At 71.7% G+C, this 17541-nt stretch carries 14 protein-coding genes; 5 read left to right on the forward strand and 9 right to left on the reverse strand.

Translation table 11 applies throughout. The annotated features are described in order from the left end of the window. Positions 1-161: 161 nt before the first annotated feature. From ftsH to KY462_03185, 7 genes are all read right to left on the reverse strand, one after another. Complete coding sequence (gene ftsH, locus KY462_03155; protein MBW3576736.1) at positions 162-1973, reverse strand: ATP-dependent zinc metalloprotease FtsH; 1812 nt, start codon at positions 1971-1973, stop codon at positions 162-164. 150 nt (positions 1974-2123) lie between these two features. Beyond that, the gene (locus KY462_03160) at positions 2124-3527 is read right to left on the reverse strand and encodes a sigma 54-interacting transcriptional regulator (protein ID MBW3576737.1); all 1404 of its coding nucleotides are present in this window, start codon (positions 3525-3527) and stop codon (positions 2124-2126) included. Between the two features lie 153 nt (positions 3528-3680). Next, complete coding sequence (locus KY462_03165; GenBank protein ID MBW3576738.1) at positions 3681-5339, reverse strand: cell wall-binding repeat-containing protein; 1659 nt, start codon at positions 5337-5339, stop codon at positions 3681-3683. Between the two features lie 42 nt (positions 5340-5381). Then, complete coding sequence (locus KY462_03170; GenBank protein ID MBW3576739.1) at positions 5382-6395, reverse strand: metallophosphoesterase; 1014 nt, start codon at positions 6393-6395, stop codon at positions 5382-5384. Positions 6396-6406: 11 nt separating this feature from the next. Then, positions 6407-7333: a sucrase ferredoxin gene (locus KY462_03175; GenBank protein ID MBW3576740.1), complete on the reverse strand. Its 927-nt coding sequence runs from the start codon at positions 7331-7333 to the stop codon at positions 6407-6409. Next, positions 7326-8528, reverse strand: coding sequence for a cupin domain-containing protein (locus KY462_03180; protein ID MBW3576741.1), 1203 nt, complete (start codon positions 8526-8528; stop codon positions 7326-7328). Before KY462_03180 ends, KY462_03175 begins: the two co-directional genes overlap by 8 nt. Positions 8529-8533: 5 nt before the next feature. Continuing rightward, entirely contained in the window at positions 8534-8755 is a 222-nt protein-coding gene (locus tag KY462_03185; protein ID MBW3576742.1) for a hypothetical protein, read from the reverse strand. Positions 8756-8966: 211 nt separating this feature from the next. Here KY462_03185 and KY462_03190 point away from each other — a divergent pair, with 211 nt between their 5' ends. The 4 genes from KY462_03190 (at position 8967) to KY462_03205 (ending at position 12345) form a co-directional block, all read left to right on the forward strand. Beyond that, positions 8967-9227 (forward strand): hypothetical protein, encoded by a 261-nt coding sequence (locus tag KY462_03190; GenBank protein MBW3576743.1) that lies wholly within the window; start codon positions 8967-8969, stop codon positions 9225-9227. 70 nt (positions 9228-9297) lie between these two features. Further along, the gene (locus KY462_03195; protein MBW3576744.1) at positions 9298-10053 is read left to right on the forward strand and encodes a FliA/WhiG family RNA polymerase sigma factor; all 756 of its coding nucleotides are present in this window, start codon (positions 9298-9300) and stop codon (positions 10051-10053) included. A 147-nt stretch (positions 10054-10200) separates the two neighbouring features. Beyond that, a complete protein-coding gene (locus KY462_03200; GenBank protein MBW3576745.1) occupies positions 10201-11499 on the forward strand; it encodes a citrate synthase in 1299 nt (432 codons plus the stop codon). An 84-nt stretch (positions 11500-11583) separates the two neighbouring features. Continuing rightward, positions 11584-12345, forward strand: a complete 762-nt coding sequence (locus tag KY462_03205) for a dihydrodipicolinate synthase family protein (GenBank protein ID MBW3576746.1) — start codon at positions 11584-11586, stop codon at positions 12343-12345. Between the two features lie 6 nt (positions 12346-12351). On the opposite strand, the gene KY462_03210 is transcribed toward KY462_03205, so the two are convergent. Then, on the reverse strand, positions 12352-15093 hold the full coding sequence (locus KY462_03210) for a cell wall-binding repeat-containing protein (protein MBW3576747.1): 2742 nt from the start codon (positions 15091-15093) through the stop codon (positions 12352-12354). Between the two features lie 174 nt (positions 15094-15267). On the opposite strand from KY462_03210, the gene KY462_03215 reads away from it, so the two are divergent. Next, positions 15268-16536: an LCP family protein gene (locus KY462_03215; GenBank protein MBW3576748.1), complete on the forward strand. Its 1269-nt coding sequence runs from the start codon at positions 15268-15270 to the stop codon at positions 16534-16536. A gap of 12 nt (positions 16537-16548) precedes the next feature. On the opposite strand, the gene KY462_03220 is transcribed toward KY462_03215, so the two are convergent. Continuing rightward, complete coding sequence (locus KY462_03220; GenBank protein MBW3576749.1) at positions 16549-17532, reverse strand: DUF72 domain-containing protein; 984 nt, start codon at positions 17530-17532, stop codon at positions 16549-16551. Positions 17533-17541: the final 9 nt, after the last annotated feature.

The following is a 17541-nucleotide window of genomic DNA, read 5'->3' on the forward strand; positions in this document are numbered from 1 at the left end:
GTGTGCCGCGCCGGGTGTGCCGCGCCGGGTGTGCCGCGCCGGGTGTGCCGCGCCGGGTGTGCCGCGCCGGGTGTGCCGCGCCGGGTGTGCCGCGCCGGGTGTGCCGCGCCGGGTGCGCCGCGCCGGGTGAGCCGCGCTGGCCGTTGCCGGGTTCGGCCGCCTCACATCGGGGGTGCGTCGATCCCGACCAGCTCGTAGACGACCTCGCCGTCGACCGTCTCGGCATCCAGAAGCCGCTCGATCAGCGCCTCCAACGCGTCGCGGTGGTTCTCGAGCGACTCGATCGCGTGCTTCTCGGCCTCGCGCATCAGGCGGGCCACCTCCTCGTCGATCATCCGTTGGGTGGCCTCGGCGAACGGACGCTGCCGGAACGGCTGGCGGTCGCCGTTGTCGTCGCCGAGCCCGATCCCGGCGTCCTTTGAGTACCCCACGGGCCCGAGCTTGTCCGACAGGCCGAAGTCGCGGACCATGCGGGCCGCCACCTCCGTCGCGTTGCGCAGGTCGTTCGCCGAACCGGTCGACGCCTCGCCGAGGACCAGCAGCTCGGCGGCGCGTCCCCCGACCCGGACCGCCAACGTGTCCAACAGGTAGCTCTCGATGTGCAGGCGGCGTTCGTCGACAGGCAGCTGTTCGGTTGCGCCCAGCGCCCGGCCGGTCGGCAGGATCGTGACCTTGGCGACCGGATCGGCGCGTTCGCTCAACGCCGCCACGATCGCGTGGCCCGACTCGTGCACCGCGACGCGGCGCTTCTCGTCATCGGTCAGAGCGCTGGACTCCTCGCGGCGACCGAGCATCACGCGGGTGCGGGCCTGGTCGAAGTCGTCCTGGGTGATGGTCTCGCGTTCGTCGCGGACTGCCGTGATGGCTGCCTCGTTGACGAGGTTCTCGAGTTCCGCGCCGCTGAACCCGGGGGTTGCGCGCGCGACCCGGTCGAGGTCGAGGTCGTCGGCGACGGGTTTGCCGCGGGTGTGCACCTCGAGGATGGCTCGGCGGTCATGGCGACGCGGGAGCGGGACCTGCAGCTGCCGGTCGAACCGGCCCGGGCGGAGCAGCGCCTGGTCGAGGAGCTGCGGGCGGTTGGTCGCGGCCATGACCACGACCTGCTCGGTCGGCTCGAAGCCGTCCATCTCGGCCAGGAGCTGGTTGAGGGTCTGCTCCTGTTCGTTGTTGGCCCCGATCGTCGCCGCACCGCCGCGCTTGCGACCGACCGAGTCCAGCTCATCGATGAAGATGATCGACGGGGACAGCTTCCGCGCCTTCTCGAACAGGTCACGCACCCGCGAGGCACCGACACCCACCAGCATCTGCACGAAGCTGGAGCCCTCCACCGAGATGAACGGCACGTCGGCCTCGCCGGCGACCGCCCGCGCCAGCAGCGTCTTGCCGGTCCCGGGGGGGCCCACCATCAGGATGCCGCCGGGCCCGCGCGCGCCGGCGCGGTGGAAGCGTTCGGGCTCCGTGAGGTAGTCGATGATCTCACGGACCTCCTCCTTGACGCCCTCGTACCCGGCGACATCGTCGAAGACCGTGTCGGGACGTTCGGTCGTGATGATGTCGGCCTGCGACTCGCCGATGCCGCGCAGCTGCGACAGCTGGCCCCGGGCGCGGCGTCCGATCCAGATGAACAGCAGGATCAGCAGCAGGAACGGGGCCATGGCGATGGCGATCTCCCAGAACCCTCGCGTCGGCGCTTCCGCGTCGATCGTGACCTCGTGCTCGCGCAGCGTCTGCTCGAGCTGCTCGTTGGGCAGGGCGGTCGGGATCACGGTGGTGAACTGCGAGCCGTCCTCGAGCTCGCCCCGGACCTCCCCCTCGGGCATGATCGTGACCTGTTCGACCTGGCCCTGCTGGACACGGTCCAGGAACGCGGAGTAGTCCAGCTCTTCGCTTCGGGGCTCCGTGGACGCGACGCTGAGCACACCGAACCCGACGATCGCGGCGGCGATCAGCACCCACCGCAGCCAGGGGGGCATCGACGGCACCGAAGGGCCGGCACTGCGGCGGCTGCGGTCGACGCGTTGCCCGCCCGTGCGTTCTCCAGGCAGGTGCGGGGAGGATCGGTGGGGACTCACGACCCAAGGGTAACGACGGCCGACTCGGCCACTGGACCGTTCGACCGTGCGTCAGACGCCCCGGAAGCGGTCCACGCCGGGCGCGGCCTCGTCCTTGTTCAGCCGCTTGGACAGGTGCAGCCCCTCGAGCGCGAACTCGACCACGCTCGCCGCCGCCGCGGGGCTCTCGGCGGGGACGTCCAGCTCCTCCATCAGTCGCGCCAGCCCCGGTATCTCGTCGCCGAACTGACCGAGCAGGTCCGCCCCGGCCATCGCGTCGTGCGTCTCGACCGAAACGCCGCGGTCGAAATGGGCCAGCAGCGGGCGCAGGTCATGGCGGCCGAGGTAGCGGCGCCACACGGTCAGGACCGCCTGCCGCAGCAGCCGCGCCACGATCTGCTCCTCACGACCTTCCTCGAGGGTGTCGAACTCGATCCGGCCGAGCGCGGCGGGGACCACCGGCCACAGGTCCACGACCCGGGGCACGGCCTGCGGCTCGCCGGTGCGTAGCGCCCGGCGCACCGCCCCGGCCACCAGCGTCTCGCGCGCCCCGATCGTGTACCGCACCGAGACACCCGACCGGTGGTTGACCTGGTTGCTGCCGCGCAGTTGCCGGGTCAGCTCCGCCAGGACCTCCTCCAGGAAGGACGGGACCCGCACGTCGGCGCCGGGCGGTGGCGGGGCGGCCTCCTGGCGAGCGATCGCGATCTCGTCGTCGACGGTCCGCGGGTAGTGGGTGCGCAGCTGTGTGCCGAAGCGATCCTTGAGCGGAGAGATGATGCGGCCACGGTTGGTGTAGTCGTCGGGGTTGGCGGTGGCGACCAGGACGACGTCCAGCGGCAGGCGGATCTTGTATCCGCGGATCTGCACGTCGCGTTCCTCGAGGACGTTGAGGAGCCCGACCTGGATGCGCTCGGGCAGGTCCGGGAGCTCGTTGAGCGCGAAGATGCCGCGGTTGGTCCGCGGAAGCAGGCCGTAGTGGATGGTGCGTTCGTCGCCGAGGTAGCGGCCCTCGGCGACCCGGATCGGGTCGACGTCACCGATCAGGTCGCCGACCGACGTGTCGGGCGTGGCCAGCTTCTCGCTGAAGCGTCGGTCACGCGCGACCCACTCGACCGGGAGGTCGTCGCCGTGCTCGGCGGTCAGGTCACGGCAGCGGGCGCAGATCGGGTGGTAGGGGTGGCAGTTGACCTCACAGCCGGCGGCGACCGGGGCCGTCTCATCGAGCAGGTCCGCGAGCCGCCGCACGATGCGGGACTTGGCCTGTCCCCGCTCGCCGAGCAGGATCAGGTCGTGGCCGGCGAGGATCCCGCGTTCGAGGTCGGGAACCACCGTGGCGTCGAACCCCACCACGTCCGGCAAGAGAGGGTCACCCGACCGCAGCCGCGCGATGAGGTTGGCGCGGAGCTCCTGTTTGACCGTGCGGTCGGGGTAACCAGCGCCGCGGAGTCCGCCGAGGGTTCTGGGAGCGTCCATGCCCGCAATCTAGACCGTGACAACCGGTGGTCGTGGTCCTTGATCTGGCGTCACAACCGGTGGTCGTGGTCCTTAGATCTGGCGTCACAACCGGTGGTCGTGGTCCCTGCTGGGACGGCTCGGCCCACGATGTGGCGACTGGCACCGGTGCGGTCACTCGGGGTGGACCGGGACGTCGGTCGCTCCGGGACCGCCCGTTGCGATGTTGTCGCGTGCGCGGTCGCGTTCGAACGGCAGCGGCCACACGTTGCTGGTGCACGCCCCCGTGTCGATCGACTGCTGATCCATCACCGGGGCGCGGTCGCCGGGGTCCTGGTGCGCGGCGCACGCGAAGTGGTCGAGGTTCAGCCAGTGACCGACCTCGTGCAGGACGACGTAGTGGCGGTAGTCGTCGAGGCTGCGGTCGGCATAGGTCGCGGTGGCGCTGCGCCAGCGGTCGTCGTTGATGTAGACGTCGTCGCCGACCCGGCAGCTCCAGTCGGCGCTGCAACCGGGACTGGCCGCGGCGACGTCCTGTGGGGATGCCAGCCACAGGTGGAAGCTGGCGGGTTCACCCTGCGGGACGCGCGTGTAGCGGAAGTCGTTGTCGAGTGCCCAGCCGCGCTGGTCGACCAGGGTCCAGTCCGCGTGCTCGGCGAAGAACCCCGGATCGCCGTGAACGGGACCGTGCTGGTCCCTGACGCCGACCGTGTACCGCAACGTCTGGATCGGCGGGAAGGCGGCCTCCGCCACGCGGAACAGGACCCGGTCGGTGACGGCGGCCGGGCCGCCCAGGGCACGCACCTCCTGGATCGTGTCGGCCCGGTCCACGATCCACTGCAGCAGGTCGTAGCTCACGCTGTCGGGCCCGCGGGTCAGCAGGATCGGCGCGCCGAGGACGCCGCCGTGGGAGGCGGCGGCCAGCGCGTCCGGGAACGTGTCGCCACGGCTGAGCAGGATCCGCTCGGCGGTGAAGCCCAGGTGCTGCTCGAGGTAGGTCGCGATCAGCTGCGCGGTGTCGCTGCGATCGCGTCCACCGAGCCGGTTGGTGTCGATGCCCAGCTCGCGGATGCGCGCAGCGACCTGCTCGGACAGGACCGCCTCGCCGCCGACGAGGACGGCCAACTCGGCGCCCACGTCCCGCAGCGCCGCAGCGGCCGCCGGGTGCAGGTCGTCGGTGGTCGACAGCAGGATCGGGTTGCGGTTGGCGTACGCGCCGGGACCGACCGTCAGGGCATCGGGGAAGTCAGCGCCGTAGGCGACGAACACCGTCCGCTGGTCGTGGATCGTCCCCACGCCGTGGCGGTCGGCGAGCTGGCGCGCGATGTCGGCTGCGGTCTCGTAGCGCGTCTGGCCGGCGACGCGCTCTGTCCGGTAGCCGCCCTCGCGCAGCTGCGCCCCGACCGCAGCGCCGATCGCGTCACTCCCACCGAGGATGGTGACCCGCTGTACCCCGAGGTCGCGGAGCACCTGCCCGGTGCGTTCAGGCAGATGGTCGCGCCAGCTGAGCACGACGGGCGCCCCGATCCCCCCCGCCAGCGACGACCCGGCCAACGCATCGGGGAAGTCGTTCGCGGAGGCCAGCACCGCACTGGTCGCGCCGCCGGTGAAGGTCCGCTGTGCGATCGCGGCTGCGGTGTCGATGCGGTCGGCGCCGGCGATCCGGTCGGTGGACTCGCGGCCGTGAACGGCTGCTGCCGGGACCGCGAAGGCCAGCGTCGCGACGGCGGCGAGCAGGACGATCAGGTGACGTCGGACGATGCAACCTCCCTCGGACGATGCAACCTCCCGGGTGTGGCCCCGACGGTGGCCGCAGCGCGACGTCGTGCCCACCGTCGGCCCCGTCCGGACGTCGACGGCGGAAAGCGCCAACTCCTAGCCGCCGGGTGGCCCGTGCACCGACCCTTGCCCGGCGTCGCGGAAGGTCCCGCCGGCGACAGGGGCGTACTCCCAGTCGTATCCGTCGCGCCGCAGCGTGAGAACGATCACCCCGTATGTGGCGTCGCTGGCCGCCTCCGACCCCGCCCGCCGCGGCTGGCGGAGTCGGTACAGGCTCCGCCCGCCGGTCCCGACCACGAACTGGCGGATCCCGTGGCTGGTGTCCAGGAGTCCGCGGGGGTCCAGCGGGGCGTAGCGCTCGTACAGGTGGTCGTGGCCCGCCAGGACGATCTCGGCGCCGTGCTCGTACAGGGCGGTCCAGAACGCAGCGGTCGCGTCGCTGTCGCCGTGCGGGCCCGAGCTGAAGCGCGCATGGTGCCAGTACGCCACGACGTGACGGTCGGCGTTGGCGGCGAGGTCTCCACGTAGCCAGCGTTCCTGCGCGGATCCGGGTCCGCAACCACCCACCGCGCCGCAGTTGCTGTTGAGGACGATCGCGTGCCAGTGCGGGCCGAGGTCGTAGCTGTAGTACCCGGCGCCCCGCGGGCCGGCGGCGGTACCGAAGTAGTCGAAGTACGCGGTGGCGGAGTCGGTGCCGTAGTCGTGGTTGCCGGGGGCGGGGCGCGTGCGGTGACGGTGGCGACCCCAGGACGGGTCGTAGCAGCGGGCGAACTCGGTGGCGGTTCCCCGGTCGTAGACGTTGTCACCGAACGTGGCGACGGTGCCGTCGATCTCGTCGAGAAGCGCCGCGGTCGCCTCGTCGCCGGAGCTCTCACACGAGGCGATGTCCCCGGCGCCGACCAGGACCGCCGGGCGTTGTCGGGGCTCGCTGGCCGCGGTGGGCTCGGTGGTCACCGCCCCGCCTGGCTCTGAGGCGTCGATGCGACCACCGGCGGTGTCGGACGTGGCGGTCGGCGGATCGCTGACTGGCCCGCGGGTGCATCCGACCATCCCGAGCACACCGGCCACCGTGATGGCGGCACCCAGCCGCATCCTGTGGTGGACACCCATCCCGAGCGACGCTACCGGCCGCTGGAGCCGGTCATCGGCACGTTCAGGTCGACCAGCTCGTACCGCAGCGGGCACATGCGGCCGGCCGCGCGGCAGGTCAGGCGCCACGCCTCCGGGTCGGGACGCGCCCGCACCGTGGCGGCCACGCGTCGCCCGTCGATCGTGGCGAAGGTGATCTCGTGCAGGTCTCCGTCGACGCGACCTCGGCCGATCGCGCGGAGCGCACCGACCGCGGTCAGCCCCAGCCTGTCCCGGATGAAGGTCTCGGCTGCCTGAACCGCGAACGGATAGCAGCTGCGGCCCCGGTAGTGGGCCAGATCGATCGTGCCGGCCTCGTACCGCTCGATCACCTCGGGGGCGTCCGTGGGGCTGACCCACCCGAAGTACAGGCCCTCGGGGAGGATCACGAGGTTGCCGGCGAAGCGGTCACCGCCGATGTGTGAGCACTCCCAGGTCTCGGCCGGTCGCGCGACGCTGAGCGCCGCCGCGAGCGGCCGGCCGAACTCGGCGCAGCACGGGTCGTGGGCGCCGTTGGTGCACACAAGGTACGGACCGCGGCTGACCGCCCGGCCTCCGACCGACCGACCCGCCGCCAGCGGGGAGAGATCGTGGTCGAGCAGCCCCGCGGCATCGTCGAAGGTCAGCTGCTCCACCCAGCAGGCACGGGGCGTGGAGTGCGCGACGAAGCAGGTGACCGCGGCACCGTCGTCGGCGGCGCGACCGTGGCGACGGATCACGATCAGGCGGGCGTCGACCTGCCGTGCACGGCGCCGCAGCTCTCCGCCGATCGCCGGCTGCAGCCGGCTGTCGATGACAGCGTCGTGTCCCCAGGCTCCCGGCTGCTCGAGCGCGATCCAGCGGCGGATGCGCGAGGCCGTGGCCAGCAGCGGTTCCGCACGGGTCCGTGCCGCCCGCGAGCAGGAGAACCGCTCACTCACCGCCGGCCACGAGCAGACCCTCGCGGATCAGCCGCCGCACCAGCACAACGCGGCTGTCTTCGTCCAGCTCCGTCAGGTCGCCGACACGGAGTCCCTGGGCGCTCAGCAGTCGGCCGATCACCGGCTCGAGTTCCGCCGGGAGCGTGAGGCGCCGGTCGCCGAGTTGCAGGTGGGCTCGCCCGTCGCGGACGTCGAGGTGGGCCACGGCACCGTCGCGGCGGCTGACGCGGCTGTCCTGGTCGAGGGCGTCGAGGTCGAGCAGCTGGCGTAGCTGCCCATCGAGGACCGGTGGCCGCGACGCCCAGAAGCGGTCCGCCAGCCGCGCGGCGAGCTTCCCGCCGTCGCGCTCCTCGATCCAGGTCGCGAGCTCCTTCAGCCGGGCGGAGACCGTCCCGGCGAACCCGGCCGGATCGGTGGCGTACCCGGCGGGGAGCGCCTGACGGAAGCGGACCTCGTCGGCCGCGTCGGTGACCACCTGGGTGAACAGGTCGTGCCAGGTGACGCTCCGGATGCCGAGCGTCAGGTGCAGCGACGCGGTGTCGACCGTCCGCGCCGCGTGCAGCATGCCCCGCGGGACGTACAGGCAGTCGCCAGGCGCGAGTTCGACGTCCAGGACCGGCTCGCCGGGATCACCGAGTGACGGATCCCAGCGCTGTGATGCCACGGGATCGTCGACGACGGGCGCGTAGGTCACCCAGTGTTTCCGGCCGAACGTCTGCATGGCGAAGACGTCGTGGATGTCGTGGTGGACGTTCAGGCCGGTGGCGACCGGCGGTGTGAGGTAGGCGTTGGCCTGCACGGGCTGGGTGAGGAACGCCTCCAGCTCGCGGCAGAAGCGGGTGACCGGCTCCCAGTAGCGGTGCAGGCCCTGCAGCACGATCGTCGCGCCCTCGTCGAACAGCTTCAGGACGCGTCCGATGTCGGGCAGGTCGGTCAGCCGCTGACCGCCCAGCGTGCCGCTCCGCGTGTAGCTGGCGCGTGGGAGCGTGTTGCCTGCCCGCACCAGGCGGAACGCCGGCGGCCGCGGCGACATCGTGGCGAGGATCCGGTCGACGTCGTCGAACGACAGCAGATCCGCGAAGTCGTCATCGCCGCGGCGCCGGTGCAGGTGCGCGGAGCACTGCCAGGCCTCCCGGAGGAAGCGGTCGGCGTCCCCGACGCAGCGACGCAGGCTGCGCGGGACCCCGGATGGCACCGGGCTCAGGCGTCCTCTCCGTCGGCGTCGGCGGCGTCGGCCGCGTCGGCGGCGTCACTGTCGGCGGCGTCGGTGGCGTCACTGTCGTCGGCGTCGCTGTCGGCTGCGTCACCGTCGGTGGCGTCCGCCGCGTCACCGTCGGCAGCGTCGCCCTGAGCCCGCGGCGGCGATGCGGCGGTGAAGGCGGTGTCGATGTCCTCGTCGGTCACGCGCAGCTTGGTGGTCATGCGATCCCCTCTCGTTGTCCGACGCCGGCACCCTACCGCTTGCCGGAAACGGGCTCCGAGCCCGCTCGCGACCGGGCCGCACGCAGGTCGCCACGGCCGCCGGTTGCCTGCGGCTGTCATCCTCCGGCCCCGACAGTCGGCGGGTGCGATGATGCAAACCGCGGGACACGACCCGGTTAGGTGGACGGGTGGCCCAGGAAAGTGACAGACCATGCAGCAGCGACCCGATGCGCGACCGTTGGAGCCGATCGCCGGTGGCGCGGACGAGGAGCCTCCGCCCGAGATCGACGAACGCCGGCTGGGCGTGGGCACGGGGGACACGGCCGACAGCGACGCCACGGCCGAGGAGGCCCCTTCCGAAGCCGACCAGCCCGCCACCGGCGACCCGACCGGCACCGGTCGGCCGGTGCTCGACGATCACCACGTTGAACGTGACCAACACGACGTGGAACGTGACCAACCTGACCGATGACGGATCGCACCCATGAAGGATCGCCGACCGATGCGTACGATGGGTAACGAGCCGATCACCAGGAGCAGCGGTGGATCCTGAGGCGCTGTGGGAGCGCTACCACGAGACCCACGACGGTGCCGCCCGCGACGCCCTGATCCTGCATTACTCGCCGCTGGTCAAGTACGTCGCCGGCCGGGTCGGCGTGAGCCTGCCGGACACCATCGAGCACACCGATCTGGTCTCCTATGGGATCTTCGGGCTGATCGACGCGATCGAGCGCTTCGACCCCGCCAAGGGGGTGAAGTTCGCGACCTATGCGGTGACGCGGATCCGCGGGGCGATCATCGACGAGCTGCGCAAGGTCGACTGGGTGCCGCGCTCGGTGCGCAACAAGTCCAAGGCGATCGCCGGCGCGATACGCCGGCTGGAGATCGAGCTCGGGCGGACACCCAGCGATCAGGAGATCGCCGTCGAGCTCGAGGTGACCGTCGAGGAGTTCCACCGCATGCTGGAGGAGACCGCCTACACCTCGATCGCGGAGCTGGACCGCACGCTCGGAGGTGACGGCGACGAGCAGATCACGCTGGTCGACACGCTCCAGGACACGGCGACGTTGGGCCCCCTGGACGCCATCGACGAGCAGGCGACCCGCGACATCCTCGTCCAGTCGATCGGGAAGCTGTCCGAACGCGAACAGAAGATCATCGCGTTGTACTACTTCGAAGGCATGACCCTGGCCCAGATCGGGGGTGTCCTCGGGGTGACGGAGTCGCGGGTCTGTCAGATCCACTCCAAGGCCGTGATCACTCTGCGCAACAAGATGATCGACGCGATGGCGAGCTGAGCGCGCGCAACCGGGTCCGACAGCGTCACGGTCTGCCTGTCGCCGCCAGTGGTGCCCATCCGGCGCCAGGTGCGCCCATCCGGCCGGACCTGTTCGCCGCGGTGGCGTTACCGTCGCGGGTGTCACGACTCGAGGAGACGGGTGGCGATGAACGACGGTGCCAAGGAAACCTTGAGCATCACGGACAACCGGACGGGGCGCCGCTACGAGGTCGAGCTGGTCGACGGTGCGGTCCGCGCGATGGATCTGCGTCAGATCAAGGTCTCCGACGACGACTTCGGCCTCCTCGTGTACGACCCGGCCTTCCGCAACACCGCCAACTCCCGCAGCGAGGTCACGTTCATCGACGGGGCCGCTGGGGTGTTGCGCTACCGCGGGTACGCGATCCAAGACCTCGCCGACCGCAGCAGCTTTCTCGAGGTGGCCTACCTGCTGGTTCACGGGGAGCTGCCCAGCAAGGACCACTACGACGAGTGGGTGTTCGACATCACCCACCACACGATGATCCACGAGAACATCAAGAAGTTCATCGACGGGTTCCATCACGACGCCCACCCGATGGGCATCCTGGTCGGCACGGTCGGCGCGTTGTCGACCTTCTACCCCGAGGCCAAGCAGATCCACGATCCCGAGGTGCGCCACAAGCAGATCGTCCGGCTGATCGCGAAGTTCCCCACCCTGGCGGCGTTCGCCTACCGCCACTCGATCGGGCTGCGCTACGCCTACCCCGACAACCACCTGTCCTTCCCCGGGAACTTCCTCAACATGATGTGGAAGAAAACCGAGCTGAAGTACGAGCCCGATCCGGTCCTGGAACGGGCGATGGACGTTCTGTTCATCCTCCACGCCGACCACGAGCAGAACTGCTCGACCACCACGATGCGGACGGTGGGAAGCTCCGACGCCGACCCGTACTCGTCGGCCGCGGCAGCCGTCGCCGCGCTCTACGGCCCCAAGCACGGCGGAGCGAACGAGCAGGTGCTACGGATGCTCGAACAGATCGGCGATGTCCGGCAGGTCCCCGAGTACGTCGAGCGGGTCAAGCACGGTGACTTCCGCCTGATGGGCTTCGGCCACCGCGTGTACAAGAACTACGACCCGCGCGCGCGGGTGGTGCGCGACCTCGCCCACGAGGTGTTCGGGGTGACGGGGAAGAACCCGCTGATCGACATCGCCGTCGAGCTCGAACGGATCGCGTTGGAAGACGACTACTTCCTCGAGCGCCGCCTGTACCCCAACGTGGACTTCTACACGGGGATCATCTACCAGGCGATGGGCTTCCCCACCGACATGTTCCCGGTGCTGTTCGCCATCGGTCGGATCGCGGGCTGGGTCGCCCAGTGGCAGGAGAACCTGCTCGACGAGGAGCAGGCCATCGCCCGTCCCCGCCAGCTGTACGTCGGTCCCGCCGAGCGCGACTACGTCCCGATCGACCAGCGCGGCTGACGCCGGGCTCGACATCGGACGTGGGGCCGTGCCCTGTGGCCAGCAGCAGCCGCTGTCTGGGATCCTGAGTCGCGAGGAGTGTCCATGTCGGTCTTCGACGGTGTCGGCGTGGCGCTCGTCACGCTCTTCGACGCCGACGGGAGGTTGGACACCGATGCCACGGCCGAGCACGCCGAGCGTCTGGTCGAGGCAGGTGTCGCCGCGGTGGTGGTGGCGGGCAGCACCGGTGAGGCACCGACGCTGGACACTGATGAGCGCCTCGCGCTGGTCGCGACCGTCCGCCGGCGGATCGCCGGACGGGTGCCGGTGGTGGTGGGGACCGGAGCGCCATCGGCGCGCCAGGCCGTGGGTCTGACCCGGGCCGCGTGTGACCACGGCGCCGATGCGGTGCTGGCGCTCTCCGGCCTGCAAGCCGCCGATCCACGGCCCTACTACGAAGCGGTGCGGGACGCCGCGGGCGACGTTCCCGTGTTGGCCTACCACTTCCCCACCATGGCGCCGCCGGGGATCCCGGTCGCTGCTCTGGCGTCGCTCCCGGTGGTCGGCGTCAAGGATTCGACCGGCGACCCCGACCGGCTGTTGCACACACTGGACGCGTATGACGGCGACGTCTACGTCGGCTCCTCAGCGCTGCTGACCATGGCGGGGGCCGTGGGATGCCGCGGTGCCATCCTGGCGCTGGCCAACCTCGAACCCCGAGGCTGCGTCGAGGCGTTCGGCGGCGACGGAGGCGCCCAGCGGGCCCTCGCACCGGTCCACCGGCGCGTGGCGTCACCGTTCCCGCGGGGACTGAAGGAGGCGCTGGCCGAGTCCTTCGGGACCTCGCCGGTGTGCCGGATGGGCTGAACCGCTTCAGCAGGGCCGACCGTCGACGGCGTCGAGCTCCCCACGACGATCGTCGGGGATGACCGACCGGTCCCCGACCAGCAGCAGGTCCACCTGGGGCGCTCCGCAGGTCGCCGCCAGGTCCCGGGTGATCGTCGGGACGAAGTCGGCGGCGACGAGGACAACAGGCGCACCGGCGTCGGCGGCGATGCCCGCCGCCGCCAGCCCGTAGCCCCAGCCGTCGCCGTGGTAGCCGTTGAGGATGACGAACCGGCGGGGGCCGCTCGCGGTCGCCCCCCACAGTCGGGTGGCGATCGCCCCGGCGGTCTCCGCACGACTGGGGCCCGCCACCCGGTCGGGGTGGGGCACCGCCCCGGCCACCGCGTCGGACAGCGCAGCCGTTCCGCCCACAACCACCGTGCGGACGGGGAGGTCGCGGGCAAGCCAGTCGCGGACGGCGTCATGCAGCGAAGCGGTCGGACTGAGCAGAACCGGGTGGCCGGCGCGGGCAGCGAACGCCCCGCCGGTCACCGAGTCCGCCCAGCCGGCGTTCGGATCGTGGGCCGGGCCGTGGCTCCGGGCGAGGATGACCTGGTTGCTTCCCGGACGCAGTCGCCGGACCTCGTCGGCGACGGCGAGCGCGGTCTCCACCCGCGTGGCTCCGCTCAGACGGCGGGTGACGTAGCCGTCGGCCTGGACGGCGCTCTCGACCGCGACGCCGACCGCGTCGTGACCTCCCAGCAGGTACACGGTCGCGCCCGGCGGGAGGACCCGGCGCAGCTCAGTGCGTGTGACGGTGGACAGCGCACCGGTGGTCGTGAACAACAGCGGGGCGCGCCCGGCCAATGCCGATCCGGCGAGCGAGTCCGCGAAGACGTCGTCTCGGGACAGCACCGCGTACGGAGCTGCACCCGGCGCGAAACGGGCCTGGCTCAACCCAACGCCGGCGGCAGTGGGGGTGGCTTCGTCGACGCGCTCGGTCGTTGCGGGGTCGCCATCGAAGCGCACAGCGGGGGTGACCGGTGTGGGTTGCGACGGTGGGCTGTCACCGACCGCGTTGGTGGCCACCACCGTGACCCGGTAGGCCACACCATTGGTGAGGCCGGTCAACCGCGCGGACGTTGTGGATCCGGCCACGGTCACCGTTGTGGAGCCCGGCGCGGCCGCGACGGTGTAGAGCTCCACCGCCGCGCCGCCGTCGTCGGTCGGAGGCAACCACGTCACGCTCGCCCCGCGGTCCGTCGGCGTCGCGCTCACCGTGTCGGGTGCGGTCGGTGGCCGACGTGGGTCGACGACCGCCAGCTCCGTCGGCCAGCCCCCGGCGGCCAGCGCAGCGGTGCGGACGCTGGCGACGTTCCCCGCCTCGTCGGCGACCGTGACCGCCTCGACCGTCCACGTCCCCGGCTCGGCGTACTGAGGCAGCACCGCGTTGGTGCGGAACCGGCCCTGCAGCGCGGTCCCGGACACCAGGTGGCGGGCCGCGTCGACCGTGGCGGTCAGCCGCTGTCGGCCGGACGGGCTGCGCAGCGCAACGCGGGTCAGAGGTTCCGCGCCCGCCGCCACGCCTGACTCGTCATCGCCCAGGTCGAGGGTGAACGTCAACGTGGCGTCGCCAGCGGCGGTGTCGACCCGCTGCGGAGACAGCGACAGGTGGTCCAGCACCGGCGGAGCGGTGTCGGTGGGGCCCGCCGCTTTGGCGGCCACCGACCGCCGGATCTCGGGCAGGCGCTCGTAGAGCCGGTCACCGGGGCAGTCGGTCGACGAGAAGTCCTGGTGGCCGGAGATCGCGGGCACGGTCCGGGAGCTGCTGCTGTTGGAGTACGTGACGTGCGCCTGCGGGTCGAGGCCGTGGCGGGCGGCGAGTTCCGCCAGGGCGTCCTCGAGCGTGCCGACCGCGGCGGCGGTGGGTTCCTCGCCGGGCTGGCCGGGCGCACCGAAGTGGCCCAGCAGGGCCACACCGACGTTGCCGGTGTTGTAGCCGCCGACGTGTGCGCCGGTGACCAGCCGGTTGCGGTCGTCGTGGGCGAAGTCACGCCCGTTGCCTCCGGCATCGCAGCGGCGGCTGTCGCCCCCCGACCAGCGTCCCTCGTAGATGCGGCCATGCGGGTCGATCAGGTACTGGTAGCCGATGTCATCCCATCCGCGGACCTTGATGTGGTAGGCGTAGATGCCGCGCACGACGGCCGCGGGATCGTCGCCGGTGCGGTTGAGGCGAGCGGTGTGATGCACGGTCATCACCTGCGCCACGCCGAAGGATCGCGACCCCGTCCGGATCGACTCGTCGGCCTGCCACTCGGCGCGTGACACGCAGCGCTGCAGCGCATCCGCCGCGGCCGCCGGTCGCTTCCCGATCCGCTCCACAGGACCGTCTGTGGTGTTGATCGCGGCGACGCGGACGTTGGCGGCCACAGGGGGGATGCCGCGGACCTGGTAGGCGTCGGCGTCGTCGCCGGCCACCAGGCCGCTCGCCCACTGCCCCTCGGCGTCGGCGCCGTCCTCGATCAGCGCGATCCACGGTCCCCACATCCGGCCGTGACGGAACCGCACGGCGCCGTTGTCACCCGCTTGGGCGCCGACCCCTTCCCCGTCCCACACCACCCCGAGGTGGTCGATCGGGAACCCCGGCTCCACCACGCCGGCTGCGGCGCGGCGGACGTCCAGCAGCGTCCGTGGCCGGCGGTGAGCGTCCGAGGCGGCCTGCGGCACGGTCAGGCCAGCGACCAGCACGCACAAAGCCACGACGATCCGCAGCCCGACCCCACGCCCCACGGCTGTTCCCCTCGTCCGCCCGGCGCTCGCGCACCGCCCCGGCACCGCCCGGCCGTCCCCCGTCGCAGCGGCACCTCACTGTCGTGTGGCGGCCGGCCGTCGTCAACCGCGTCCACGCTGGATCGTTCCGGCCGCTGCAGCTGCCAGACTGCGGACACCCGCGCGGAGGACGACGTGACCGAGACCCACGACGAGGGCTGGGGCGCCACCGTCCGTGGGGGGCGGCGTCGGGGACGACGCAGCGTGCGGGTCGTCCTGGTGATCGTCGTGCTGGTGGTGCTCGCCGCGGCGGCGACGGGCGTCGGGGCGGCCGTGTACGCCAGCGCGCAGATGCAGCACGTCGAGGTCGGTGGCCTCGACGGCGCAAGCCGTCCTCTGCACGTGTTGGTCGTGGGTTCCGACAGCCGCGCCGGGCTGACACCTGAGCAGCAGCGTGAACTCGCGACCGGCGACACCGCCGGCGAACGCGCCGACACGATCTTCCTGATGACCGTCTCCGGCCGGCGCGCGGCGGTGCTCGCCTTCCCCCGGGACCTGTACGTCGAGCGCTGCGACGGTTCGACGGGCCGCATCAACGGGGCGTTCGCGATCGGCGGGGCGGACTGCCTGGTGCGCACGGTGCGGGACCTGTCCGACATCCCGATCGATCACTACCTCGCCGTGCACTTCCTGGGCTTCCGGCACATCGTCGACGCGGTCGGCGGCGTCGACCTCTGCCTCGACCAGCCCATCGCCGACCCCTTCGCCGGGATCGACCTACCGGCAGGCTGTCAGCGGCTGGACGGCCGACAGGCGCTGGGCTACGTCCGGGTCCGCAAGATCGACAGTGACCTGCAGCGCATCGAGCGCCAGCAACAGTTCCTCAAGGCGCTGGCGCAGGAGGTCATCTCGCCGTCGGTGGCGCTGAACCCGCTGCGCCTGTACGAGACGGCCGGGCGGGTCGGGAACGCCCTCACCGGCGACCAGGGGCTGGGCACGGTCGCGCTGGTTCGGCTGGGGTTCGGCATGCTCGGCGTCGCATCCGGCAGATCGGTGACCCACACCGTCCCCGCCACGCCCGCCAACGTCGGCGGTGGCGCTGTGCTGCGGGTGAACGAGGACGAGGCCGAGCAGCTCTTCGAGCGCTTCCGGGACGGTTCGGTCCTGGCCGAGGCCGCTGGCGGGGCGCAGGTCGACCCGGCCGACGTGGAGGTCAGGGTCCTGAACGGCGCCGGCATCACCGGGCTCGCGGCACGCACCGCGGATCGGCTGCGCTCCGAAGGCTTCCGCGTCGTCAGCGTCGCTGACGCCTCGCAGCAGGTCGACCGCACGGTGGTGAACCACCCGCGAGGGCGGCGGACCCAGGCCGAGGCGGTCGCCCGTGCGCTGGACGGGCGAGGCGAGCTGCGCGAGGACCCGACGGTCGAGACGGTCACGATCGTGCTCGGCCCCGACGCAGCGTGACTGCGCCGCGCTCTAGGGCCGGGGGTCGGGGCGCACGTCCAGCAGCTGCGCGAGCTGCGCGGCGTTGCGTACCCCGTAGTCGCGGTAGCAGTTGTTCATGATCGCGTGTGTCTCGCGGGCTTGGACGCTGAGCTGCTGGACGCGGGCTGCCCACTGGGCCAGCTCCTCGGTGGAGTACAGGTAGGCGAACCGCTCCGCGGCCGTGATGCCCTCCTTCTCCCAGGTCTCGCGGTTGTGGCCGTGGAACCGGATCACCGCCAGGCGGTCCGTGGTCGCGGCGACGACCGGCGGGACGGAGGTCTCGAAGCCCTGCGGCTCGTCGACGCACACGTAGGCCAGACCCAGCTCCTCCAACAGGTCGAGGGTGCGGTCGGCGTCCGCCCCGTCTATCCACGAACGGTGGCGGAACTCGACCGCGAGGTCGTAGTCGGGGAGCCGCTGCGGGAGCTGCGCGAGGTAGTCGCGTGCCGCTCGGCCGGGGCGGAACCACGGCGGGAACTGGAAGAACACCGCTCCGAGCTTCCCCGCGGAGTGCAACGGCATCAGCGCCGTGCGGACGTGCTCGAAGGCGCGGTCGACCGCATCCGACGGCAGGTGCGAGAGGTACACCCGCCGCCTGCCCTGGTGCTCGACAGGCAGGTCGGCGAGGACGTCGTCCCACACCGCATCGGGTGATGCGGGGTGGTGGGTGAGGAGCGAGAACGCCTTGATGTCCATGCGGAAGTCGTCGGGCGTGCGTTGGGTCCACAGCGCGGCCAGCTCCGCGGTGGGCGGGTAGTAGTAGGTCGCGTCGACCTCGACCACCTTGAACCGTTCCGCGTAGTAGCGCAGTCGCTCCTCGGCGCTCATCGACCGGCGCGGGTACCAGTCGCTGTCACGGATCAGCGTCCGATCGGTCCACGAGGCCGTGCCGACGCGGACGTCGCCGTTGGCGCCCCGTCCCGGCACCCGACCTCCTTCACGGCCGCCGCCATCCTCGCACACCGGGCGTACCATGCGGTGCCG

The organism is Actinomycetota bacterium, from assembly GCA_019347675.1.
In the GTDB taxonomy this organism is placed as follows: Bacteria; Actinomycetota; Nitriliruptoria; order Nitriliruptorales; family JAHWKO01; genus JAHWKW01.

Bases quoted from the DNA above. Each gene is read 5' to 3' on its own strand.
- KY462_03200 (MBW3576745.1), top strand. From the start codon at position 10,201: ATGAACGACGGTGCCAAGGAAACCTTGAGCATCACGGACAACCGGACG.
- KY462_03170 (MBW3576739.1), bottom strand. From the start codon at position 6,395: ATGGGTGTCCACCACAGGATGCGGCTGGGTGCCGCCATCACGGTGGCC.
- ftsH (MBW3576736.1), bottom strand. From the start codon at position 1,973: ATGCCCCCCTGGCTGCGGTGGGTGCTGATCGCCGCCGCGATCGTCGGG.
- KY462_03160 (MBW3576737.1), bottom strand. From the start codon at position 3,527: ATGGACGCTCCCAGAACCCTCGGCGGACTCCGCGGCGCTGGTTACCCC.
- KY462_03220 (MBW3576749.1), bottom strand. From the start codon at position 17,532: ATGGTACGCCCGGTGTGCGAGGATGGCGGCGGCCGTGAAGGAGGTCGG.
- KY462_03185 (MBW3576742.1), bottom strand. From the start codon at position 8,755: ATGACCACCAAGCTGCGCGTGACCGACGAGGACATCGACACCGCCTTC.
- KY462_03190 (MBW3576743.1), top strand. From the start codon at position 8,967: ATGCAGCAGCGACCCGATGCGCGACCGTTGGAGCCGATCGCCGGTGGC.
- KY462_03205 (MBW3576746.1), top strand. From the start codon at position 11,584: ATGTCGGTCTTCGACGGTGTCGGCGTGGCGCTCGTCACGCTCTTCGAC.